Genomic DNA, 23,331 nt, shown 5'->3' on the forward strand with positions numbered 1-23,331 from the left:
CATGCCTGATTGGTTCGTCAATTTTTAATATGCCCGAATATGTTTTCTCAAACAAAATTTTGGCCATCCATCAATGTAAGGACTCACTTACCGGATGGACCTAAAAAAAGCCGCCTTTCAAATGGAAGGCGGCTTTTCTGTTTTCTTATTTTAAACTTGCTTTACGCAGTTTTGCCTTGGATCGACAACGCGCCTTCGCTGTAGGATTGACCGCGCTTGGCGGCTTGGCTTTGCCAGGTGTGGCGCAACAGCGTTCCGAGGTTTTCGCGGATTTTGGGGCGTTCGATGATGAGATCAATCATGCCCTTTTCCTGTAAAAACTCCGAGCGCTGGAAGCCCTTCGGCAGTTGCTGACCGATGGTTTGTTCAATGACGCGCGGCCCCGCGAAGCCAATCAGCGCGAACGGTTCGGCAATAATGATATCGCCTAGCGCGGCGAAACTGGCGGCTACGCCTCCCATGGTCGGGTGGGCGATGATCGAGATATAGGGGATGCCGTTTTGGCGCAAGCGGCCAATGGCGGCGCTGGTCTTCGCCATTTGCATCAGCGACAACACGCCTTCGTGCATACGGGCGCCGCCGCCGCCGGTCGAGACGATAATCAGCGGCATTTCATCATTGAGGGCGCGTTCTGCGGCGCGGGCGATTTTTTCGCCGACCACGGAACCCATGCTGCCGCCCATGAACGAAAAGTCTAACGCGACAAAGACGACGGACTGGTCATAGACTTTTCCAAGGCCAGTGACGCAGCCTTCCTGGCGTCCGGTTTTCTTTTGTGCGCTTTGCAGTTTTTTGTCGTATCCGTCAAAATCCAGTGGATTTTTTGAGGCGAGGTTAGAGTCAAATTCTTCAAACGAACTCGCGTCTAACAGGTTTTGGATGCGGTCTTCAACCGGGAACACCGAATAGTGGTCGCACTTCGGGCAGCGGTACAAATTGCGTTTTATTTCTTCGTTGGTGATATATTCAAGACATTCAGGACACTTGGTCCAAACGCCCTCAGGCAAATCGGTTTTTTTGTCTCCGCCGATGCGGGTAAATTCTTTTTTCTTACGAAACCAAGACACTAACATTCTCCTTCAATCACAGATGATTCACAGGTGGTGGAATAGCCGCAGATATACATTTTTGTAAGTATACTAGTTTTCCTAACAATTTGAAGCCGTTTTTTCATGCAAAGCCTCGATGTAGGGTTTGATGAATTTGGCGGCTTCTCTTTCGTGCAGCGCCTTCGTATCTGCAATTAAACGTACGATCGCACTTCCGATAACGACGCCGTCGGCGTGGGTTGCGATGGTTTGGGCTTGTTCCGGGCTGGAAACGCCAAACCCGACCGCAATTGGTAAGTTTGTAAGTCCTTGAATTCGCTGGACATTCTCAGCCAAGTCCTCAGCGATGCTTTTTTGCTCGCCGGTGACGCCAGTACGCGAGACATAGTAAATAAAGCCGCGCGCTTTGTTAGAAATCTTCTGGATGCGCTCGCTGGTGCTGGTGGGCGCGATCAGATAAATATACGCAAGCCCTTGTTTTTCAAGGAGTTCGTTGAATTCGCCTGATTCTTCCAGCGGTAAATCCGGCACAATAACGCCGTCGACGCCTGCTTGAGCGGCCCGTTGGGCGAATTTTTCTAAGCCGAATTTATAGAACAGGTTAAAGTATGTCATTATAACAATTGGCGTGTCGATATGCAGCCGCAATTCTTCGACCCGTTGCAGCGTTTTTTCCAGGGATACGTGTTGACGCAACGAGCGCTGGCCTGCGGCTTGAATGACGGGGCCGTCGGCGATGGGGTCAGAAAAGGGTACGCCCAACTCGATGACGTCGACGTCGATGCCGGAAAAGGCTTGGACGATTTTTTCGGTGGTCCCTAAATCGGGATCGCCCGCCATGATGTAGGTGACGAGCGCTTTGCCGCCTGCGTCATTGCGTCGGCGAAAGGCGTGTTCCAGCGCTGCGGCGCCGCGTTGGATGGTTTGACTGGTTTCGCTCATTAAAATGTTCCTTTGAGGTGCTTGACCGCTGCTTCTACATCTTTGTCGCCGCGTCCTGACAGGCAGACCAAAATCACTTGGTCTTTTTTCATGGTCGGCGCTAATTTTTTCAGATAAGCGATGGCGTGGGCGGTTTCTAACGCGGGCAGGATGCCTTCGCTATGCGCCAGCAGGGTGAACCCTTCTAACGCTTCATCGTCGGTGATGGCGACGTATTCGGCGCGCCCGATGTCTTTGAGCCAACAGTGTTCGGGGCCGACGCCGGGGTAATCCAGTCCGGCGGAAATCGAATGCACTGGCGCGATCTGGCCTTCAGGGGTCTGGATCAGGTAGGTCATTTGTCCGTGTAACACGCCGCGGTCGCCCAAGGTTAGCGAGGCGCAATGTTCGTTGGTGTCGAGGCCCTTGCCGGCGGCTTCGACGCCGATGAGTCGTACGCTCTCCTCTTTTATAAAGTCATAAAACAGCCCCAGCGCATTACTGCCGCCGCCCACGCAGGCGACGCATACGTCAGGCAGTTTGCCTTCGCGTTCGAGTATCTGTTGTTTGGATTCACGCCCGATCACCGCTTGGAATTCGCGCACCAACTTGGGGAACGGATGCGGGCCGGCGACGGTGCCGATGATGTAATGGGTGTCGCGCACGTTGGTTACCCAGTCGCGCATGGCTTCGTTGAGCGCGTCTTTCAGCGTCTTGGTTCCACTGGAAACAGGAACGATCTTGGCGCCCAGCAACTTCATACGGTAGACGTTGAGCCGCTGGCGTTCGGTGTCTTCCTCGCCCATGTAGATGATGCACTCCATCCCCAGCCAGGCGCAGGCGGTCGCGGTGGCGACGCCGTGTTGTCCCGCGCCGGTTTCGGCGACGATGCGCTGTTTGCCCATGCGTTTGGCGAGCAGCGCTTGTCCGATGGTGTTGTTGATTTTGTGGGCGCCGGTGTGGGCCAGGTCTTCGCGCTTGAAATAGATTTTCGCCCCGCCCAGTTTTTCGGTAAGCCGGGGGGCGTAATACAGCGCGGTCGGGCGTCCGACAAAATCGCGTAAAGCGTTGTCGAGTTCATTATGAAACGCCGGGTCCGCCAATGCGCTTTTCATGGCGGATTCGAGTTCTTCAATGGCAGGCATGAGCGTCTCTGGGACGTAGCGCCCGCCGTATAAGCCAAACCGTCCCACTTCGTTGGGGACAGTGGCGTTAAGGTCTGGAGAAAGAGTCGGTTGCGTAACCATTCAGGTATCTCTCCTAAAGCGTATGTTCGGCAGGCGTACTCTGCGTTCCGTTTCCGGTTGCGTTTGCTGCGCCGAACATTTATCTGAAAAACAACGACAAAATACAAAGCGCCCCGAAAGGCGGTGGATAGAGTGTAGTTGTCAAAGAATTAAATGAAAAGTGAATACAATGAATTCGGGTTCTTCCGTAAATTTGGATACTTTTTTTATATCGCTGCATGCGGCATGGGTACAGCTCTGCTCGCTTTAGTGCGGGCTTTCAGGCCCTGATGCATAGGCGCTCCCCGAGTCGCACCCATGCCTGAATTCGGACTTATGATTGACGAATGTTATCATTTATCGTTATAGTATTGAGAGTGTCTTTTTTTTAGGATGTTACATTTTCGTTGTTATTTTTGAAATTGAATTGCAGACCGGGTTGCTTCTAAGGTCATTCACACAACACAAGGGGTCATCATGCAATCTCGCCAATGTTGTTCACGCCGTACGTTTTTAAAGTCTACCGCTGTCAGCATGTTCGCCGCAGCCAATGAAAGCGTGCTGGCTGCCGCGCCGACCCAAGGCGCCTTGCCGCCCACCGCTCCGGTTGCGCTGCACCGGTGCAATACCTACCAGTTTGAATTGGTCAAATCGCGCTTGTCGGAAATGTTCGACTGGCTGGGCACGGTGCGCGATTTAGTCAAAAACAAGACCGTTACCATTAAAGTCAATCTGACAGGACACCTGGCGAAGGGGTTGTTTTCGCTCAATCGGGTTGAAACCGTATACACTCACCCGATGGTGACGCTGGCCGCCTGTAAGTTGTTTGAAGAATACGGCGCCACCCGCTGCGTCGTGGTTGAGAGCATCTATTCTACTTCACAGGAAGAAGGATTTATTGAAGACGGCTACGATGTCAGCCTCTTCCAGTCGATGTGCCCGATTGTTGAGTTTGAAAATACGCGCAACAAAGGACGCGGAGGAAAATACCACACCCTGCAAGTGGGCGACGATGGTTATCTGTTTAACTCGTTTGACTTCAATCATCGTTACGTCGAGACCGACGTCATGGTTTCAATCGCGAAGATGAAAAACCACGACATTGCGGGCATCACGCTGTCGATGAAAAATATGTTTGGAATTACGCCTAACGCGTTATACGGCAGTGACGCCCAATCGAGAGGCGAAGGCGCTGTGCAGGCGCGCGGAGACGTCTTACACAGCGGCCAGCGCTCGCCCGAAACCGACGGAATGATTTCACCGGTGGTTTCACATAATCCAGGTTTCCGTGTTCCGCGCATTGTGACGGACATTAACCGCGCGCGCCCGATTGATCTCGCGATCGTTGACGCCGTCGTCACCCAGTCCGGCGGCGAAGGCGCCTGGAACGGCGACCAACTCGGATTGTGCGTACCAGGCGTATTGATTGCGGGGACCAACTGCGTGAATGTTGATGCGGTCGGTTCCTCGGTGATGAACGCCGACCCGCAGGCGCTGGGTTGGACGAAGCCGTTTTATAACGGTGAAAACACTTTCCAACTGGCTGCTGACAAATATCTGGGAACCAACAACCTGAGCGACATCGACGTTGTTGGTACGAGTATCGCGGAAGCGCGTTACGCTTTTCTACCCGGCGCGGATAAGGAATAAGGAGACCAACCATGAAACGTACATACATGACATACTTCTTCGTGATCTGCTTCGGGTTGACCTCCTGGAGCCAGGCGACGCCGACTTTTCACGGCAATAACCAACGCACCGGACTCAGCCCCTACGCTGGGCCTGCCAAGCCGGAATTAAAATGGATGTTTTATGCGGATTCTTCATTTTACAGTTCGCCTGCTGTCGGTGAAGACGGCAGCATCTACGCCGCATCGACCGACAATTTTTTATATGCGCTCAACAGCGACGGCGAATTGCAGTGGAGCTATGAAGCGCAAGATTCGCTCTTCTCGGCGCCCGCAATTTCTCCCAGCGGAGAAATTATCTTTTCCGACCACGAAGGCAATGTGTATTCGGTTGATTCGGAAGGGCTGGAAAACTGGAACTACCAAGCTAGCCGAGGCGAAGAAAACCGCATCGTCGCTCCAATGCTGGTTTCCGAAAGCGGGCAAACCTACGCGGTGTCATGGAACAACTATATGTATTCCATTCGCCCCAACGGCGCTTTGCTTTGGAGTACGGACATCGGCGGAAAATTATCGTCTTCGCCAGTGTTAGATACAGACGGCAACATCTATGTCTGCACCAACGACGGCAGCAAACTCGTCGTCGAAAAATATCAACCGAGTTCTAAACGCCAAGTAACCGAGTTTTCAGAGACGATTGAAAGCAACCATAACCGCGTTGTGTCTTCGCCTGCGATTGATACTGAACGCAACGCATTATACGTTGGCGTATCGCGCACCAACGACGGCGCCTTGTATGCGGTTGATCTGGGCGGAATGCGCCGCAAATTTCGGGTGACGCTGCCCAAAGCGGTGTACTCATCGCCTGCCATCGGGCCGGACGGGACCGTGTATGTTGGTTGCCTCGACGGTTCGTTATACGCCATTGACGGTGATGCGCGCAGCATCAAATGGAACTACTCTGTCCGCCCGGCTGAACTAGCGGATGATCCCGATTATTACGGCCCTCCGTATGTGATGGGATCGCCAACCGTTGACGCCAACGGGACCGTCTACTTCGGCGACACCAACGGCGTGTTATATGCCGTCAGTTCTGAAGGCGAAGAAATCTGGCAGATGAAACTGGCGAATTCAAATATTACGGCGGCGCCAGTGATTACTTCTGACGGCGTAATTCTGGTTGCAGCCTATGACAGCACGCTCTACGCCGTTGGCGAAGCCACCCCGATTAAAGATTGGGCGTCATACGAATAAAAGGTGACCTTTAAATTTTTTTGGGGAGGGCGAACCTAAATGCCATTCAATTGCGGGAAAAGTTCTTCAGTTATCCCCCCGGCGCTTGTAGCGCCCCCCCCTTATTAAGGGGGGCTAGGGGGGATCCGAAAACGCGACCCGCCATCGTTCACCTCATGGGCTGGCTTTATTTCATTCAGCCTTGACTCGCTCCAAGAGTGGCGGCGAATTTTCTTAAATCCAAAACCAAATGAAATCGATATGGTTCCTTATGCCTGATATCTACACGATAACCCTAAACCCCGTCGTCGATTTGATCTATTGCGTCAGCTCGTTTGAAAAAGGCGATACAGTACGCAGCCGCGCCTTTGAATGCGTCCCCGCTGGAAAAGGATTAAACGTCACGACTGTCTTGGCTGCGCTGGGCGTCCCATCCACGGCCTACATGCTGCTGGGTGGAAATGATGAAGACATGTACCGTCGCTATTGCGACAAGCGCGGGGTGGAGATGAAGGCGGTGACGGGCGGCTTTTCCGTGCGCCGCCATTGCACCATCCTGGAAGACGGCGGCGGCGTGACTCATGTGCAAACCCGCGGCTGCGACGTCCAAAAAAAATGGGCTGACGAGTTGGTCGAACAATTGCTCTCGTCCCTCGGAACAGACGACTACGTTGTCATTTCGGGTAGTTTGCCTCCTGGGTTGCCGGACGATTATTATTACAACTTGATCGAGCAATGCCGCATGTGCGGCGCCTTGACCATTCTCGACGCCAGCGGCCCGGCCTTGATGCGCGGCGCGAAGTCTCACCCCTACGCGGTCAAAATCAATCAAGAAGAAGCCGAAGAATTGTCTGGGCGCAACATGAACGGCGCCCAGCAGGAGTTCGCCGCGTTGCAGGCGGTACACCAGATTTCCAACATCCCGTTTTCGGTGATTACCTTGGGTTCTCGTGGCTTGATCGCCGGGTGCGAAGACGGCGTCTGGCGGATGAACGTCGAGATGAATCCCGGTGAAATTCATGACTCGGTTGGGTGCGGCGACGCGCTGGCGGCGGGGCTGGTTGTGGGCATGATTCAAGACCTGCCCCCGGAGGACATGTTTAAAACCGCGATTGCGGCGGCCTCGGCGGCGGTGAAGCACGTCGGCCCCGGTTGGCTCGACCGCAAGCAACTTGAGGCCATGAAGGCGCGGGTCAAATCGCGCAAAATCGGCGAACTGTAGATCAGAGCCAATCCTATGTTGTTTGCTTGCATGAAAGGGTAATGAAATGAAAATACGATTTTTCGCGTTGTTGTTACTCGTCTGTCTTTGTTTGTTCACCGTTCGCGCGGAGGAAAACTTCACGCCGTTGTTTAATGGAAAAGACCTGAGCGGGTGGACGCCGATTGGCGAGCCGGGCGCTTTTGCCGTGAAAAAGAACGCGATCTTCACAACTGGCGCCGGGCCGTATCCGACCTGGCTGCGTACAGAAAAAGAATACGAAAACTTCGTGCTGCGTTTTGAATTTCAAACCGAAGGCTGGTATGAAGGCGGCGTCTTGATTCATGCGCCCGCTGACGGCCCGGCTTCAAAATTGGGATTGAAACTCCATCTTCGCCACGATCAGAAAAAATACGGCGCGCGCTCGCCGGGCGCCATCTATGACGCCGCCGCGCCAATGGCGATTGCGAACAAGCCGTCGGGCCAATGGAACCAATGCGAAATCGTCTGCGATTGGCCTACGTTAAAAGTGACACTCAATGGCGAACTCATTCATAATATAAATATGGAAAATGATGACGCCTTTCGCCATCGCTTGCGCAGCGGTTTTGTCGGAATTCAAAACATCGGCTGCAAGGGGTATTTCAAAAATATCGAAATCAAGACGCTGCCCGGCAAAGAGCAATGGACAGACCTCTTCAAAGACGGACTGGACGGTTTTCACCTTCATGAAAAAACCGAATGGAGCCTTGCGGACGGCGTCCTCACGGGTAAAGGACAAAATGGGTTTGCCAGCAGCAAAGAAGAATTTGACGGCCCGATGGAATTTCAGGCCTGGTGTAAAACGATTGTGAACGGTAACGGCGGCGTCCATTTTAACTGGGCCGGAGACGGGCACGGCATCGAAGTGCAATGCTTCAACTCGCCCGACAGCACCAATCCCACAGGAAGTTTATATGGCATCGCGCCCGCGCAACGCATCGTTAGTTATGACGAAGAATGGTTTCTGTTACAAGTTTTCAGCGACGGCCCGCACGCTATGGTTCGAGTTAATGGCGAGAACGTGTGCGAGTCCAGCGAGATTGCCGAGCCGCATCGTGGAAGCGTCGCATTCCAACAGCATACGCCTGGAACCGTTATTCAATACCGCGACGCGAAGATTATCAAACGAAACTGGCGGTAAGAATTTGAAGTTCAAGGTCAGCGTCATTGCGAGGTGGGTTAACCCACCAGATACAACCAGTTGAATGACCGAAGGGGCGAGTTTATATCTCGCCCCTTTTTTATATGAACGCTCACAATCCTATTTTTTGAGAATTCAATATTACAACCGGCTTGGGTACATCTCCATTCGCTTCGGTGCGGGCTTTCAGGCCCTTTTGCACAGGCGCTCACAGAGACGCCCCCAAGCCTGTTTTGCTTAGCATTGTCCCGCTTGGCGGATTAATAACCAGCAGGGCAGGGTGGGTTAAGTATAAAGAACCCATCCTACAAAAACAACATTATGCCCGCTATTTATAATCGCCTTCGGCGTATTCGGTTTCGCCGGTTTCGCAGACGAGAATTAAATCGTTGCTTTCCGTATCCACAAACTTACTGAAGTCATAGCCGCCGTATTGCATGACCTGGGTGAAGCCCGCTTGCTTGGCGAGGCTGACCAGTTCGTCGCGGCGCCAGGGGTGGTGCATCAGCTGATGGCTGTGCGAGCGCCAGTCGCCGTTTTCTTTCACCGCCGTGACGAAATGAAACGTCAGATTGGGCGTTCCAAATTCATAATAGCGGCAAAAGACGTATTCCTTATCGTCGAGGATGCGCGACTTGACCGGCATGTCGCGTTTTTTAACGTCGAGAATGCGCTGGTAATTCAGGCAATGAAAAATCGCGGAGCCGCTGGGTTTGAGCGAGGCGATGGTTTCGTTGAAGCATTTCAAAACATCTTCTTCTGTGAGTAAGTGCGATAAAGTGTTGCCCACGCAAACCACGGAGTCAAATTGTTGCTGAATGCGTTTGGAAAAATCGGTAATCGGCAGGCAATGAAACTCGATGTCCAGTTCTTTTTCATCGGCGAGATGTTGCGCGCGTTGAATCATGGCGGCGGCGCTGTCGATTCCGACCACGTTCATGCCCATGTCGCCCCAATACAGCGAGTGGCCGCCCGAGCCGCAGCCCAAGTCGAGGATAGAGGTCGCCAGGCATTCACGGAATATGTGTTGAAAGAAAGGGTTTTCGCGTTTGAGGCGCTCTTCCCAGTCGATGAATGCGTCGTAGTCGGAAGCCAATTGGTCATAAAATTTCATTACAGAAACCTCGATCCAGGGTAGTCGTGGGTTGTTGGATTCGCCGCTGAAGTTTCAACGGCCCGCTGGGCGGAAAAGCGTAGAATCCAACGGAATGATTATACCCGATGTTGTCGCTTGCGAAGGGGAGCGGCGCTTGTCTCTTGAACGATTCGCCGGGTGGAGTACGCTCATAAAAATTGTGAATGCGCGCGGGGTTTTGTTTGAGTAGATGAAATGAAGACAACAGATATTGCCGTGATTTTAGTCCGGCCTCAGATTCCCGAAAACGTCGGCTTTGTTGCGCGTTCGATGAAGGCGTTTGGCTTTGACGATTTGCGTTTGGTGAGCGATCCCGCCCGTTGGAGCCTCAATTCGCCCGCTTACCGCACCGCCAGCGGCGCCGAAGACCGCCTGCTCAACATGGCGCTGTTTGAATCCCTGGACGACGCCGTCGCCGACTGCCATCGCGTGTACGCCTTTTCACGGCGCGAACATGGGTTTCATCGTCCGGGTTTGGAGCTGGTCGAGTGGAGCCAAGGCGATTGGCGCGCGCAGTCTGGAACCCGCGTCGGGTTGCTGTTCGGCCCCGAAGATGCGGGGCTGACCAACGAAGACAAGCATGTCTGCGACGCGGTGGTTGAAATCCCGTTGCAAGCGGAGACGCTGAGCCTGAATCTCGCTCATGCGGTGGCGATTGCCTTGTATGAATTAACCCGCAACCCTGCGCCTGCGCCCGTCGAGCGTCCCGCCCCGGCGTCGCGGGAGAACCTGGCGCGTATTGGCGACGAACTGCTCGCGGTGTTAGACCATGGCGGATTTTTTAAAGCGGGGCGCCGCGAACAACAGTTTGAAGTGGTGCGCGACTTGTTGTATCGCCTGCAACTGACGCAAGACGAATACCCGGTGTTGATGGGCGCGTTGAAGTCGATCCAGAAAAAATGACCCCCGGGCGGCCGCAATGACTGCCCGGGGTGATGCAACATTCAAACAAAACATTATTTGTCGTTCTTCCGGTATTTGGGTACTTTATCACAAATTGAATTGCGTTTTTTTGACGCTTTTTCGTGAATTTTTGATCTTTCGCTGTATCAGGCATGGGTGGGACTCTGCTCGCTTCAGTGCGGGCTTTCAGGCCCTTATGCACAGGCGCTCCCAGAGTTCCATTCATGCCTGATTGGGTTGTCAATTTGTGAAATGCCGGAGCCTATTTCTGAATAAAAATCATGGCCATCCATCAATGTAGGAACTCAATTACCGGATGAACCTTATTTATATACATCATATTCCACGCTGGACATTGTTTGCCAGGGAATCCAGAACACTTTGGAGCCGTCTTTGGTGAGAATTGCGCCAGGAGAGGCGTCAACGCCGTCAGGATTAACCTTTTGCTGTTTCCATTCTCCATCGTCTTGCTTGATGAACAGAAAGAGATCAATGTAATCGATAATGCCGTCTTCCTCTCTAAGTGATTCGATTAGAACGACGTTGCCGTCTTCTGAAATCGAATAACGATTCGAAAAAGGCAACTGCCATTGGAAATCTAAGAATTCAGGAAGTCCCCATTCATTATTCTTGCCGTTTACGACTGCCAGCCCACGGCTTTCTGCTCGAATTAACAGGGTGTCGCCGTCATTGGCCACATCACGAATCTTAAACTCCAACTCGTTTAGATCATGGTCATATAGACTAAAAAACGATGGCTCAGACCAGCCATCCGCCGATCTCTCAATCAACGCATGGCGTCTTGACTCATCCTCAAACTCAATCTCGGTGAAAACACGATCACCGGATGAGGATATTATTGGGTTGCCTTTGGTATTAGGAACTAAATCAGTTTGGAATTCACTCCCCTTGCGAGTGACGAGAGAACGGCTTGATTTTGAAATATGGGCAAATGTATTCGCATCGGAGCTAAAGGCAGTTTCACCAAAAGCCCCTTCAAGTTCGAATGTATACATAATCTGTTTAGTAACGAAATCAATATACTGCATTTCTGATTGATCTAATTCTGTATTATACAGAATTCGTATCAACCAATTTCCATTATTGCTTACATAATACCCAACATTTAAATTGGGTTCCGAGACATTGAGTGAAGTGTCCAATCGCGCATTGGTCATAGAGCGGTCTAAAAAACGGCCATCACCATTTGATATGATGATATTCCCATCTCCACTTGCCCGAAATGATGTGAGGTAGCCTGGGGTGCCTACCACATTGATTTTTTGTTGCGGCAAAGCAATTTTGCTAACTGCGCTGATTGGAGTAATAAGCAAATCTCTAAATCGGTCAGGTTGTCCGGGCGTTAGTTCGATTTTAGACTGCGCGAAGGTTGAAGAAACACAACACAGACAAACTGTGGTTATAATCAGAATCGTTTTCATAATTAAATCTCCTTTGGCGTTACACCGTTAGTATGGTAGGGTGGGCTCGCGGCAGCAGCCCACCAGGAGAACTTCAGAAGAAAACAATATCGCGCCTCGTAACGAATGTCTGGATCAAAAGAGAATAATTTGAGCAATACTATAGGCGGGCGCGGCGAGGGCAGGGCCGCAAAGCGATGCGCCCGAATCCCCCCTGGCGCTTTCAGCGCCGTCCCCCCTTAAAAAGGGGGGCGAAAAGACCGGGCTTCGAGTCTAAAGTCAATGATATTCATAAAAACAATGTCATTGACTTAAGGGGTGGCGAGCCAAGGCTGAATCAAATGAAGCCAGCCCTTGAAATATTGTTTGAATGTATCGCTTTGTTTGTGCTGTTTTGTGATCCCCCCTGGCGCTTTCAGCGCCGTCCCCCCTTAAAAAAGGGGGGCGAAAAGACCGGGCTTCGAGCCTAAAGTCAATGAAATTCGGATTGGTTTAGGTTTCATTGGTCAGCGCAAAATCGACCGCGTGGAACAACTTGCGGGCGTTGTCGAGTATGCGTTTGGCCAGGCGCTGTAGCGATTTGAATTCCTTGTCGGTGATTTCGACCTCGATGCCGACGAAGCGCTTGTCGGACCAACTGCGCTTTCCGCTGTGGGCGGGCTGGGTGTAGACCACCATCTCCGGCTTGGGTTCATCAAAGTGCATGAAGGCGTATTCGCGCATGTATTCCACCACGGCGGTCGAATCTTTGCGGGTGACTTCATCGGTGATTTCAATGTCGAGAGAAATGCGAAAACGGTCGGCTAACTCGGCGCGTTGAATGACAAAGCCGAAGCCCGCCCGCTGTACGTCGCGGCGGCGGCAGACCTTGGTGATATAATATTGGGCTTGCGGGCTTGTGCCGATGTATTTGAAAATGCCGTTATCGTTGTCGGGCGGCGATAGGATTTCCATTTCATCGCATAAGACGTCGTAGATGTCTGTGATGACTTCGCTGAGTTGTTTGCTCTCTAATTCTCGTGAAAATTCCGGGCCTTCCATTAAAAAAATCTCCAATTCGATGCGAGTAGAATGCAAATGAGGCGGCTATTGCGCCGCCCCATGTATATCATAGCCGCTGGGTTCTCAAGTCGGAACGTTCAATCTCCAGGCTTATTTCAATTTCAACGGGGTCATGCGAATATTGCGGTAGGCCACCGGGCCGTGGTCGCCTTGCAACATCAGCGGGCCGAGCGGGGCTTCGTCGCGGTCCATGTGGGCGCGGGTGCCGCCGGTGACTTCGACGTTTTCATGGACGGTAACGCCGTTGTGCGCCACTTGAATGAATTTGGCGTTCTCGGTTTTTTTGCCGCTGGCGTCAAAGCGCGGCGCACGGAACACGATATCATAACTTTGCCAGACGCCGGGGGCGTTGCTGGCGTTGACGCGGGGCGGGTGGCCTTCATAGCCTCGGCCTTCGCCTTCAACGTAGCGTTGATAAATGCCGCCGCAGTCGGAATGTTCTACGACGCCCTTGCCGTAGCTGTCAAACACTTGAATTTCGTACAGCCCCTGAAAATACACGCCGGAGTTTGAGCCGTTGGGCACAACGAACTCGATGTGAAGGCGGCAGTCGCCGTGTTGATCGTCAGTGAACAGGTTGACGGTGCGGCCTTGCAGCGAGTTGGTCATGATGCCCTCGCCGCGTTCCATGGCGAATGCGCTTTTGTCTTTGCTGCCGAGCTGCACGTCGCCGACGACCAGCCATTGGTTATTCTGGCCTTGGCCTTCCCAGCCGGTGAGGTCTTTGCCGTTAAACAATTCGATTGGCTTGTCTGCTTGCGCGTTGCTTGTTATTGGCGTCGCGATGCAAAGCGATGCAAGCGCAATCAAACTGAGGCTCATGGTAAACCACTGTTTCATCTTTCTCTCTCCCTGTTATTTATATTGTGTCTGATTGATGCCGTTTTCGGCGATCAGTTCATACTCGTCCGTCCATTCGATTGACTCGCCGGGTTCGATGTCGATTTTTAGAAACGGTTCCGGGCAGGTCGCCAGCGTCGTCGACCAATAGTGAAATTCATAGGCGCCGTAGTCGCCGTTGATTTTGATTCCGGCCTTGCGGTCTTGGTTGTAAATGGTCACGCCGGTGTTTTCGGGCGCGACCTCATAGCCTTCGAACTCAGCGTAGATGCTGGTGTTTTTGAGCGGCTTGAGAAATTGCACTGTTTTTCCCTCTGCTTTGGCGTAGCCGTTTAGCGACTGGGGAAACTGCAATTCAAAGGGGAACTCCAGCGTATACGCCGGGCCGATGGGGTCGTCGTCGATGATGGTGAAATTGTGGCAATAATAGTCGGTGTTGATTGGGTTGGAGCCTGTGTTGACGATCTTGTGGTAGATGCTGAAGCGCGGCGCGGCGCCTTCTGCCAGTTGAATGCGCTTTTCGAAGTGATATTTCCAACCCTTAAAGCCGGGCGACTCTTGTATGAATTCGATGCTGTTGGACGTGCTGTTGATGGTCCAATCGTACGCAGTGGCAACCTCGTAGTTTGTGTGAAACTGATAGCCGCTGGTGTTGATGCGCTGTAATTCGCCGATGCCGATCTTGACGAAGGTCTCTCCCCGTTTCGCGTCGTCATAGCCCAGCGGCGTGAACATGCCGAACTCGCTGGCGGTCCCGGCCAGGTCGTCATGGTTTTCTGGGTCGTGGGTGGATTTCCAATCGCCGAAATAGGTGTGTCCGGCGTATTTGATTTGCTGAATCAGTCCCGACCATTCAAAGCGCGAGCCGCGATAGTAGCCGTTTTCTGCATCGGGCAGATAGATCAACATTTCCATCGCGTCGTTTGACAAGGTCGTCTGCGGATAATCGGCGGCAATCGGCGTGAAGGTGATCGAACAGACGATTACGATGCAAGCAAGCAGCGTCTTCATGTTGGTTTCCTCCCACGGAATGAACACGATCAAGCGATATCGAAGAGCAATGATAGAAGCATATCAAAAATGCTTCGGCGCTGCAAATGGCGCTTTGTGTTATCCCTCGATTATCGAAACAATTAGTTTACGGGTGCGCGGGCCGTCAAATTCAGCGAAGAATATTTCTTCCCATTGGCCTAACAGCAAGCGCCCGCTTTCGACTAGCACCTGCTGGCTGTTTCCCGTGAGGATGGCTTTGATGTGGGCGGCGGCGTTGCCTTCGGCGTGGGCGTAGCCTGCGCGCCAGGGGACCTGCCGCTCAAGCGAGGCCTCTACGTCGCGCATTACGTCGGGGTCGTATCCCTCATTGATAAACACGCCCGCCGTGGTATGGGGGACGTATAGCGTACAGACGCCGTCGCTGGAGGTGAGTTCCGTTAGCGCTTTTTGCACCGCTTGCGATACGGCGGTGAATTCGGTGCGGCTGTGAGTTTGTATTGTGATGGTTTTTCGTTTCATCGGGCGGCCCCCATTCTTAACAATATTTTATCAAACGTTCTAGAATCCATCTTAACATACATTGTACTTTCGTTGCGAAAGGCGTGGGTACATCTCTCTTCGCTTCCGCGCGGGCTTTCAGGCCCTTTTGCACAGGCGCTCACAGAGATGCACCCACGCCAGAATTGGCAGTCCGTATTCCCACCCCAAACAAAATGGGTTTTAGATGGATTCTCAATACCCGATTTGATCCCCCGCTGCTTGCGTCGGGGTTATTCATTTTTTAAGCGAATGATTTTTTCGTTGATTATCCATATTCAAGACGAGTGAAATGGTTTACTTTATTGGCATCCGATTGAATTCGATATTTGCGGTTTTTTGAGGAGGAACCAGGATGAATACAGTAACACGACGTGGATTTGTTGGCGCGGCTGCGGTTGGCGCTTCAACGCTGGCAAACTTTAGCGCTCTGGCGCAATCAGACGGGCCATTGCGCGTGGGCGTGATTGGCTGCGGATGGTTCGGTAATGAACTGATCAAAAACGCGCATCAAGTCGGCGGCGTTCAGGTGATCGCCGTGTGCGACGTGGATTCTGAACAAAGCAAAAAAACGATGGATAACGTCGAGCGCTTGTCCGGCTCGCGTCCGAAGGCGTTTAAGCATTACGAAGAATTGTTAGACCTTTCTGATTTGCAAGCGGTCTTTATCGCGACGCCGCCGCATTGGCATGCGCTGCCGTTTATCGCCGCTTGCGAAAAGGGATTGCCGATCTATTGCGAGAAACCGCTGGCGTATGATCTGCGCGAAGGCCGCGCCATGGTGAACGCGCACAAGAAGGCGGGCAACATTGTGCAGATGGGTTTCCAACGGCGGCAGGTTGCGCCGTTTCACGTGGTCAAAGAACGCTTGCAGCAAGGCGCGCCCGGCAAGGTCGTGCAAGTCGACGCCAACATCCACTACAAAGCGGGCGTACAGGATACCACGCCGCAAGACCCGCCCAAGACGCTCGATTGGGATCTGTGGTGCGGGCCTGCGCCCAAGTTGCCTTACAGCCCCGCCATCGGGCATTTCAACTGGCGGCTTGAGAAAACCACCGGACACGGGCACCTGGTCGATTGGGGCATCCACTACATCGACGCCACCCGCATGATGCTCGATTTGGGAATGCCAAAGTCAATTCACGCAGCAGGCGGGTTGTATCAACTCGACGGGAAAATCACCACGCCGGATACGCTCTGTGTCCACTTTGAATTTGATGAATGCCCGGTTGTCTGGCGGCACCGTCTCTGGGGCGCGGCGGAGTACACCCCCGAAACCAACATCGGCGTAACGCTGTTCTGCGAAAACGAAACCATTTTTGTGGATGATAAGAAAGTCGTGATTGTCCCCAACCAACGCAACGCCGAGCGCCAAACCATCACGCCGGAGCAGGGCAGTTCGGGCGTCGCCCACATGGCGGAATTTCTCACAAGCCTTAAGGCGAACAAGCCTGCGCCGTGCTCGCCGGAAGTGGCTTATCAATCAACCGGGACGGTGCAACTCGGTATGATTGCCTATGAAACCAACAACCGCGTTGATTGGGACGCAAAATCAGAAAACATCACCAATCGCGAAGCCGCCCAGGCGCTGCTCAAACGCGAATACCGCGCACCGTATAAACATCCGTATACGGGGTGAGAATCGTATGCTCGTGACCCCGGGCTTGGGTACGTCTCTCTTCGCTTCAGTGCGGTCTTAATGACTTCCTTGCACAGGCGCTCACAGAGCCGCCCCCAAGCCCGAAGCGTTTGTCGGGTGGATGAATGAAGTGGGGAGGGCGAACCTCCTGGTGAGCCGCGTGTAAGCGAGAACATTTCTTTTGATCGCGGCTCGGCAGGGGCTGGGGTGAGGGGCGGCCTCGCCGCCTTTTATTTTGCAACTAATTTTGTTTCAAATCTTCACCTGCATTAAGAATAAATCGCGGAACCGTTCCGTCGCGCTGGAATTGCATCATTTTAAAACCCTCATCCTCACCTTCTCCCAAAGGGAGAAGGGACTACGTTTTCGCTCATTCATGAAAGTATCGTTTCGCTATGCGGTAGCAAGTAGGGTGGCGTTGAGCGAAGCGAAACCCACCAATAAGAACCTAACAATTTCCGATGGTGGGATTCACTTTTTAAACAGAACAATCACTGGGAATGCGATTCATGCCATGCTCATATTTTTTCTTATAAAACCCTCATCCTCACCTTCTCCCAGAGGGAGAAGGGATTACGTTTTCGCACTGTCTAAGCGATGCCCTAAATCGTCATAAAGAAATAGCGGAAGACGAAGATCACAGACAAAATCGCCATCAGTGGATGAATGTCTTTGAATTTTCCCGTCACGGATTTCAGCAACGTATAACTGATAAAGCCGAATGCGATTCCCTCTGTAATCGAAAAACTAAACGCGATCATCACGATGGTGAGAAACGCGGGCATCGCTTCGGTGATATCGTCCCAGGGGACCATCTTCACTGAGCGCATCATCAGAAAGCCGACGATAATCAGTGCGGGCGCAATGGCGGGATACACGGTCGCGCCGGTGGTGGATTCAACCCCGCTGCCCAGCATCTTCACTAGCGGCGAGAAAAACAGCGCAGCGATAAACAGCGCCGCCGTCACTACGCTGGCGAGTCCGGTGCGCGCGCCGGAACTGATGCCGGCGGATGATTCGACGTAACTGGTGACGGTCGATGTTCCCAACATGGCGCCGATGGTGGTGCCTGCTGCGTCGGCGAATAACGCTTGATTGGCGCGGGGCAGTTCGCCGTCTTTCATAAATCCGCCCAGTTCAGCAACGCCGACCAGCGTACCAATGGTGTCGAATAAATCCACAATAAAGAAGACGAAAATAATGCTGAGAAAGCCCAAATTAAGCGCCGCCATGACGTCCATTTGCATGAGCGTCGGCATGATGGAGGGCGGCGCATCCAAGAACCCCTGATAGGTGAACATGCCGAAGTAGAGGCCGACGCCGGTCGAGACGATCATGCCGACCAGGATGGCGCTGCGGACTTCCAGCGCAAGCAATACGATGGCAGTTAACAGCCCTGCGCCGGACACAAGCACGCTGGGTGAAGTCAGGCGTCCAATGCCGATCAAGACCGCTTGGTCGTCGACTACGACGCCGCCCCATTGAAACCCCAGCAGGCAGATCATCAGGCCGATTCCCGCGCCGATGGCGATTTTCATGGATTGCGGAATGATGTTCATTATCATGCGGCGCAGTCCGCACGCCGTCAGCGCCAGAAAAAGAAGGCCGCTGATGAATACGGCGCCGAGCGCGGTTTGCCAGGGGATGCTCATCCCCATACAGACGGTGATGGCGAAGAATACGTTCGGCCCGACGCCGGGCGCGAGCGCGATGGGATAGTTGGCGTACAGCCCCATGATGAGGCAAGCGATGGCGGAGGAGATGCACGTCGCCGCCATGACCGCGCCCATGTCCATCCCCGCGAGCGAGAGCAGGGCCGGTTGCATGAAGATGATGTATGACAGAGTAAAAAAGGTTGTTAGTCCGCCTAAGACTTCACGCTGAATGGTGGTTTGGTTGTCTGCAAGATGAAACCAGCGCTCGAACATGATTTATCTCCTGTCATAAAAACGGGCCGACAAAAATATCGGCCCGTTGCGCGTTACTTCACATAATCGGTGGTGAACTACATTCCGGGGTAAGACACCACGACTTTTTGAATCACGAGATCACCAAGGCCGAGGCTGCTCGTGATGGGGCTTTTGCCGATCACTAAACGCAGTGCGCTTGAGTTGAAGGTCAGCGGCGCATAGTTATGTTCGATGACGACTTTGCCGTCGACCGCCAGCCGCGCTTTGCCGTTCATCCAGGTTAAGGTGATCGTTTGGGTGTCATCTGGATACAACGCCACTTCGCCGCTGGGCAATGTCTGTTGATACGAAAGTTCCGGCGTCTGGTCGCTGTAACGAACGTCGTTCGGCGCATCAGGCGGGAAATTTTTGATGGTCCATTGCAGGTCAAAGGTTGAATGAGGGTGCGCCAAATAATTTTTAGCCGCAAGCGTCACCAAGTAGGGATTTTTTGTGACGAATGGCTCGGCGTATTGGCTATCGACGGCTTCAAAGAGGGTTAAAAAGACGCCGCCGTCTTCTAAACGGCTCAAGCCGGATGCTTGAATGGTGATTTGCCCTTGGGGCATCCCCGGTAGATCATAACTGATCTGTCCGTCGGCGCCGGGGCTCCAGCCCACTTTGCAGAAACTACCGCCGTCTTGATGGCCCAGCGTCATGCCGTGGTTTAATTTATCAATAATGTAGGGGTTTTTGGAAACCAATTCTTTGTATGGCGCCTGAATACATCCCATTGCGGCGAACAGAATGACTCCAGCGAGAAATACGGAAACGGCTTTCCCCATGTCGATGCCTCGATTCATGGACGGTTACTCTCCTTTTGGCGAATTCGATTGCGTGGACGAACAGCATAGCGTCCCGGTAACAAATCGTATCATAATTAGCATAAAACGTCTGAAAAGCCTACCGCTGGAGTGCATCTCGGTTCAATATAGTCTATGGTCAAGATTACCTGTACTCAATTTGGGAATGCGGATATGATGAAAATCGACGGTGAATTGGACGCTGAAGCCATCACTGAAGTCGAACGAACCATCTCTCTTATCCGCAGCCAGGGCAGCGTCGATTTGTTATGGATTGGCGAAGGTTTAGGGCATGTCCAGACCCAAGAACTAAACCGCTTGACCCGGACCTTCAGAATTTACCGTCAAATGGGCGGGCGCATTGTGCTCGCCGCGTTTCCCGAGCCTGCGTTGCGCGCCATTGAACGAACAACCTGGAAGCGTTTTATCAATGTGTTCAAAACGGTTGAAGACGCCAAAATATTTTTGCGAATTCCGCCAGAACGCGAACAACCGCTTGATCCAGTTGGTGAAGCGCTGGAAGCCCCCGCGCCCCAATTGGATGAAACGCATTCTGTAACCGACGAAAATGGAGCGGCGGACGGGGCCATCCCGAAACCGCAGGACGAAGACCCGGAGGGAAAAGATACAAATGATTGATGCGCGTAAACGTGATGTGGACGGAGTTACTGTGCTTGATATTTCAGGCACTCTCGATATGGACGGGTTTAATTTGCTGAAAGAAAAATTACAAGAAGTCCGGCAATCCGGCTCTGTTAAAATTGTGTTGAACCTGGAACGACTCCATTCAGTGCAAAGCACCGTTTTGGACGGCATGTTGACGCCCATTCGCGCATTGACCATGATGAAGGGAAAAATTGCGCTTACAACAATGAATGAGTCCGTCCATCGCGTAATGAAAACGTCCCGCTTTTATGAACACGTGATCGTGGCGGATTCTGTCGAAGAGGCTGTTGCTGACTTGAACGTGTAGCGCCGCGTTCGGCAAACACGATTAAACCGGTTCCTCTTTTCCCAACGCGCTGTTGATGCTTTTGATGAGGTCGTTTCGAGTAAACGGTTTCTGTATAAACAAAACGCTTTCATCGAGCACGCCGTGGTGAACGATCACGTTTGACGTGTAGCCTGACATAAAAAGGACTTTCATGTCAGGACGAATGATTTTCACTTTCTCCCAAAGGTCTGTCCCGTTCATTTGAGGCATGACGACGTCGCTAATCATCAAATCGATCGCGATATCCGGCTCCGAACAAATTTCAATGGCGTTTGCTGGGTCATTGGCGACAATGACGATATAGCCCGCTGATTCAAGCATTTTTTGCGTCATTTTGCGAACGAGGTCGTTGTCTTCGACCATTAGGATGGTTTCGCGACCGCTATCTTCTTCTTCAATCTTTAACGGTTTTCGTTCGTCTACCGCTTCGGCAGCGTGAGGGAGATACATTTTAAATGTCGTTCCCTGTCCGGGTTCGCTATAAACATTAATAAACCCATTATTTTGTTTGATGATTCCGTATACGGTCGCAAGGCCAAGCCCGGTGCCTTCGCCAACGCCTTTCGTGGTAAAGAACGGCTCAAATATTTTAGACAGCACGTCTTTGTCGATGCCTGTGCCGCTGTCGCTTACCCCGATGAGGATATATTGTCCTGGTGAAAAATAGACATGTTGGCGGCAATATTCTTCGTCAATGGAGACGTTATCGGTTTCAATGGTTAGTTTGCCGCCTTTGGGCATGGCGTCGCGCGCATTCACTGAGAGGTTAATCAGCAACTGGTCGAGTTGCGACGGATCAAATTTAATACTCCAAAGGCCTTTTTTGGGATAAAAGTTCATCTCGATATGCTCGCCGATGAGATGGACGAGAGACTTGATGGACGTTTGTATACATTGATTGGCATTGATCAATTTGGGCGAAATCATTTGTTTGCGAGAGAAGGCCAATAGTTGTTTTGTGATATCCCTCGCGCGGCAACCTGCTCTGCTAATTTCACGAATGTCAGAACGAATTGGGTTATTTTCATCCAATTGTCCTTCAATTAATTCCGCATAGCCGAGTATGACATTGAGCATATTGTTGAAATCGTGGGCAACGCCGCCGGCAAGCCGTCCAACCGACTCTAACTTTTGCGACTGGCGAAGTTGAAGGGAGAGTTTTTCTTGTTCTTTTTCCGCGTTTTTTCGCTCCGTGATGTCTTGGATTGTGCCAAACATGCTGATGGGCGCACCGTTTTGATCATATTCAAATTCTCCGACGCCATACATCCAGCAAGTTTCGTTGTCTGTTTGCCGGATAATTCGATATTCTTTATCGAATTTAAACTTTCTAGCCATGATATTGGTTAGGTACTGTGTCATCATGTCCTGGTCATCGGGATGAATTAAATCAACCCAGGTTTGTAGGGTTTTGTGCACATCAGGAGAAATTCCCAAGATGCGGTTCATTTCCTGAGAGCATGTCCAATAATCGTCGGTAATATTGAAGTGGTAGGAGCCAATCTGGGCGACTTCTTGTGATTTTCGTAAGTAATATTCGCTATTGCGCAAGGCGTCTTCTGCTTGTTTGCTTTCGGTAATGTCCTGAACCGTTCCAGTCATTTTGATGGGAGCGCCGTTTTCGTCGTGCTCCAACTCGCCCAGGCCATGGATCCACCGTTCATTCATGTCCGTCTGACGAATGACCCGGTAGGTTTTATCAAAGCGGGTTTTGTTTTTGATGCTGTCTTCAAAATCGTGTTCGAGTGAATCCCGGTCATCAGGATGAACCACTAGCAGCCAGCCTGCTTTTGTTTTGGGATGGTCTGGTTGAATTCCAAAAATTCGGTCTAATTCTGGAGAGCATTGAAACTGGTCATTTAACAGATCAAAACTATAGGAGCCGATATGAGCGATTTCTTGTGATTTGTGTAAGAAAAACTCGTATTCGAGTAATTTGTTTTCTGCTTGTTTGCTTTCGCTGATGTCACGAATTATTCCCCACATTGCTTCGGGTTGCCCGTCTTCGCTACGCAATAAAAATACCCGAATCTCAACAGGAATGATCGTTCCGTCTTTTCGTCGGTACTCTTTTTCATATACATCAGAATACCCTCTGGAGAGTAGCTGCTCTGTAGCGGTTGCTCGTTCAAATTCATGCCACTTCTCGGGAGTCAGGTCAAAGTAGTTTAATTGGCTTAGTTCTTCTGCGGTGTAACCGAGCAAGGCTTGATAGGAGGGGTTTGATTCAATAATTCGCCCCTCCATATCAGTACAAGCGAATGCGTCCTTCATTGAATCATGAAGACGATGATACTTGGCTTCGCTTTTATTCAGCGCTTTAGCGACGGAAAGTTTTGTTGTGAGGGTGTCTCGCGTTTTCGTAATCAGGTTGTTGACGGCGCGGGCGAGTTGGTTGTAATCCTCATTCCCTTTGATTTCATCAACTTGGACGGCGTAGTCGCCATCAGCGGCCCGTTTCATTGCATCAACAAGGTGGTTCAGATCAGATGGCCCAAGTTGTTCTGACATATTCCCGATTCATTCTATCTTCAAAGATGTTTGAGTCTTAAATGGCGCAAAATGAATACCAGTATTGGATTTATCATAAAGAAAAATGAACGGGTTTTCAATA

Annotated in this window: 20 protein-coding genes; 8 read left to right on the plus strand and 12 right to left on the minus strand. The window is 51.8% G+C overall.

From position 1 onward, the window contains the following. Nucleotides 1-161: 161 nt before the first annotated feature. The 3 genes from accD to trpB form a co-directional block, all read right to left on the minus strand. A complete protein-coding gene (gene accD / locus P9L94_17675) occupies nt 162-1,067 on the minus strand; it encodes an acetyl-CoA carboxylase, carboxyltransferase subunit beta (protein MDP8245916.1) in 906 nt (301 codons plus the stop codon). 81 nt (nt 1,068-1,148) lie between these two features. Continuing rightward, a complete protein-coding gene (gene trpA, locus P9L94_17680) occupies nt 1,149-1,991 on the minus strand; it encodes a tryptophan synthase subunit alpha (protein ID MDP8245917.1) in 843 nt (280 codons plus the stop codon). Continuing rightward, the gene (gene trpB / locus P9L94_17685) at nt 1,991-3,217 is read right to left on the minus strand and encodes a tryptophan synthase subunit beta (protein ID MDP8245918.1); all 1,227 of its coding nucleotides are present in this window, start codon (nt 3,215-3,217) and stop codon (nt 1,991-1,993) included. The genes trpA and trpB overlap by 1 nt, the downstream gene beginning before the upstream one ends. A 456-nt stretch (nt 3,218-3,673) precedes the next feature. Between trpB and P9L94_17690 the strand changes: the two genes are divergently transcribed. From P9L94_17690 to P9L94_17705, 4 genes are all read left to right on the plus strand, one after another. After that, nucleotides 3,674-4,846: a DUF362 domain-containing protein gene (locus P9L94_17690; GenBank protein ID MDP8245919.1), complete on the plus strand. Its 1,173-nt coding sequence runs from the start codon at nt 3,674-3,676 to the stop codon at nt 4,844-4,846. An 11-nt stretch (nt 4,847-4,857) separates the two neighbouring features. After that, entirely contained in the window at nt 4,858-6,078 is a 1,221-nt protein-coding gene (locus tag P9L94_17695; protein ID MDP8245920.1) for a PQQ-binding-like beta-propeller repeat protein, read from the plus strand. A gap of 250 nt (nt 6,079-6,328) precedes the next feature. Beyond that, nucleotides 6,329-7,279, plus strand: coding sequence for a hexose kinase (locus tag P9L94_17700; GenBank protein ID MDP8245921.1), 951 nt, complete (start codon nt 6,329-6,331; stop codon nt 7,277-7,279). Nucleotides 7,280-7,325: 46 nt separating this feature from the next. Beyond that, nucleotides 7,326-8,441, plus strand: a complete 1,116-nt coding sequence (locus P9L94_17705; protein MDP8245922.1) for a DUF1080 domain-containing protein — start codon at nt 7,326-7,328, stop codon at nt 8,439-8,441. Nucleotides 8,442-8,769: 328 nt separating this feature from the next. Here the strand turns inward: P9L94_17705 and P9L94_17710 are convergent, their stop codons facing one another. After that, nucleotides 8,770-9,555, minus strand: coding sequence for a class I SAM-dependent methyltransferase (locus P9L94_17710; protein ID MDP8245923.1), 786 nt, complete (start codon nt 9,553-9,555; stop codon nt 8,770-8,772). Between the two features lie 216 nt (nt 9,556-9,771). Between P9L94_17710 and P9L94_17715 the strand changes: the two genes are divergently transcribed. Continuing rightward, on the plus strand, nt 9,772-10,479 hold the full coding sequence (locus P9L94_17715; GenBank protein ID MDP8245924.1) for an RNA methyltransferase: 708 nt from the start codon (nt 9,772-9,774) through the stop codon (nt 10,477-10,479). A 323-nt stretch (nt 10,480-10,802) separates the two neighbouring features. On the opposite strand, the gene P9L94_17720 is transcribed toward P9L94_17715, so the two are convergent. The 5 genes from P9L94_17720 to P9L94_17740 all read right to left on the minus strand — a co-directional run bounded on the left by P9L94_17720 (nt 10,803) and on the right by P9L94_17740 (nt 15,314). After that, nucleotides 10,803-11,921, minus strand: a complete 1,119-nt coding sequence (locus P9L94_17720) for a hypothetical protein (protein ID MDP8245925.1) — start codon at nt 11,919-11,921, stop codon at nt 10,803-10,805. Nucleotides 11,922-12,392: 471 nt separating this feature from the next. Beyond that, nucleotides 12,393-12,941, minus strand: a complete 549-nt coding sequence (locus tag P9L94_17725; GenBank protein MDP8245926.1) for a hypothetical protein — start codon at nt 12,939-12,941, stop codon at nt 12,393-12,395. A 111-nt stretch (nt 12,942-13,052) separates the two neighbouring features. Continuing rightward, on the minus strand, nt 13,053-13,802 hold the full coding sequence (locus P9L94_17730) for a DUF1080 domain-containing protein (GenBank protein MDP8245927.1): 750 nt from the start codon (nt 13,800-13,802) through the stop codon (nt 13,053-13,055). A gap of 15 nt (nt 13,803-13,817) precedes the next feature. Beyond that, on the minus strand, nt 13,818-14,813 hold the full coding sequence (locus P9L94_17735; protein ID MDP8245928.1) for a hypothetical protein: 996 nt from the start codon (nt 14,811-14,813) through the stop codon (nt 13,818-13,820). A gap of 99 nt (nt 14,814-14,912) precedes the next feature. Then, nucleotides 14,913-15,314, minus strand: a complete 402-nt coding sequence (locus tag P9L94_17740) for a secondary thiamine-phosphate synthase enzyme YjbQ (GenBank protein ID MDP8245929.1) — start codon at nt 15,312-15,314, stop codon at nt 14,913-14,915. A 373-nt stretch (nt 15,315-15,687) separates the two neighbouring features. Between P9L94_17740 and P9L94_17745 the strand changes: the two genes are divergently transcribed. Beyond that, nucleotides 15,688-16,971, plus strand: coding sequence for a Gfo/Idh/MocA family oxidoreductase (locus tag P9L94_17745; protein MDP8245930.1), 1,284 nt, complete (start codon nt 15,688-15,690; stop codon nt 16,969-16,971). 602 nt (nt 16,972-17,573) lie between these two features. Here the strand turns inward: P9L94_17745 and P9L94_17750 are convergent. Next, nucleotides 17,574-18,899: an NCS2 family permease gene (locus P9L94_17750; protein ID MDP8245931.1), complete on the minus strand. Its 1,326-nt coding sequence runs from the start codon at nt 18,897-18,899 to the stop codon at nt 17,574-17,576. 77 nt (nt 18,900-18,976) lie between these two features. Beyond that, on the minus strand, nt 18,977-19,723 hold the full coding sequence (locus P9L94_17755; protein MDP8245932.1) for a hypothetical protein: 747 nt from the start codon (nt 19,721-19,723) through the stop codon (nt 18,977-18,979). A gap of 174 nt (nt 19,724-19,897) precedes the next feature. Between P9L94_17755 and P9L94_17760 the strand changes: the two genes are divergently transcribed. Both P9L94_17760 and P9L94_17765 read left to right on the plus strand, forming a co-directional pair. After that, entirely contained in the window at nt 19,898-20,362 is a 465-nt protein-coding gene (locus P9L94_17760; GenBank protein ID MDP8245933.1) for a hypothetical protein, read from the plus strand. Next, complete coding sequence (locus tag P9L94_17765; protein MDP8245934.1) at nt 20,355-20,696, plus strand: STAS domain-containing protein; 342 nt, start codon at nt 20,355-20,357, stop codon at nt 20,694-20,696. The genes P9L94_17760 and P9L94_17765 overlap by 8 nt, the downstream gene beginning before the upstream one ends. Nucleotides 20,697-20,717: 21 nt before the next feature. Here the strand turns inward: P9L94_17765 and P9L94_17770 are convergent, their stop codons facing one another. Continuing rightward, nucleotides 20,718-23,228 carry a PAS domain S-box protein gene (locus tag P9L94_17770; protein ID MDP8245935.1) on the minus strand — a complete coding sequence of 837 codons (2,511 nt, stop codon included), beginning with the start codon at nt 23,226-23,228 and terminating at the stop codon, nt 20,718-20,720. Nucleotides 23,229-23,331: the final 103 nt, after the last annotated feature.

Source organism: Candidatus Hinthialibacter antarcticus, from assembly GCA_030765645.1.
Classification (GTDB): domain Bacteria; phylum Hinthialibacterota; class Hinthialibacteria; order Hinthialibacterales; family Hinthialibacteraceae; genus Hinthialibacter; species Hinthialibacter antarcticus.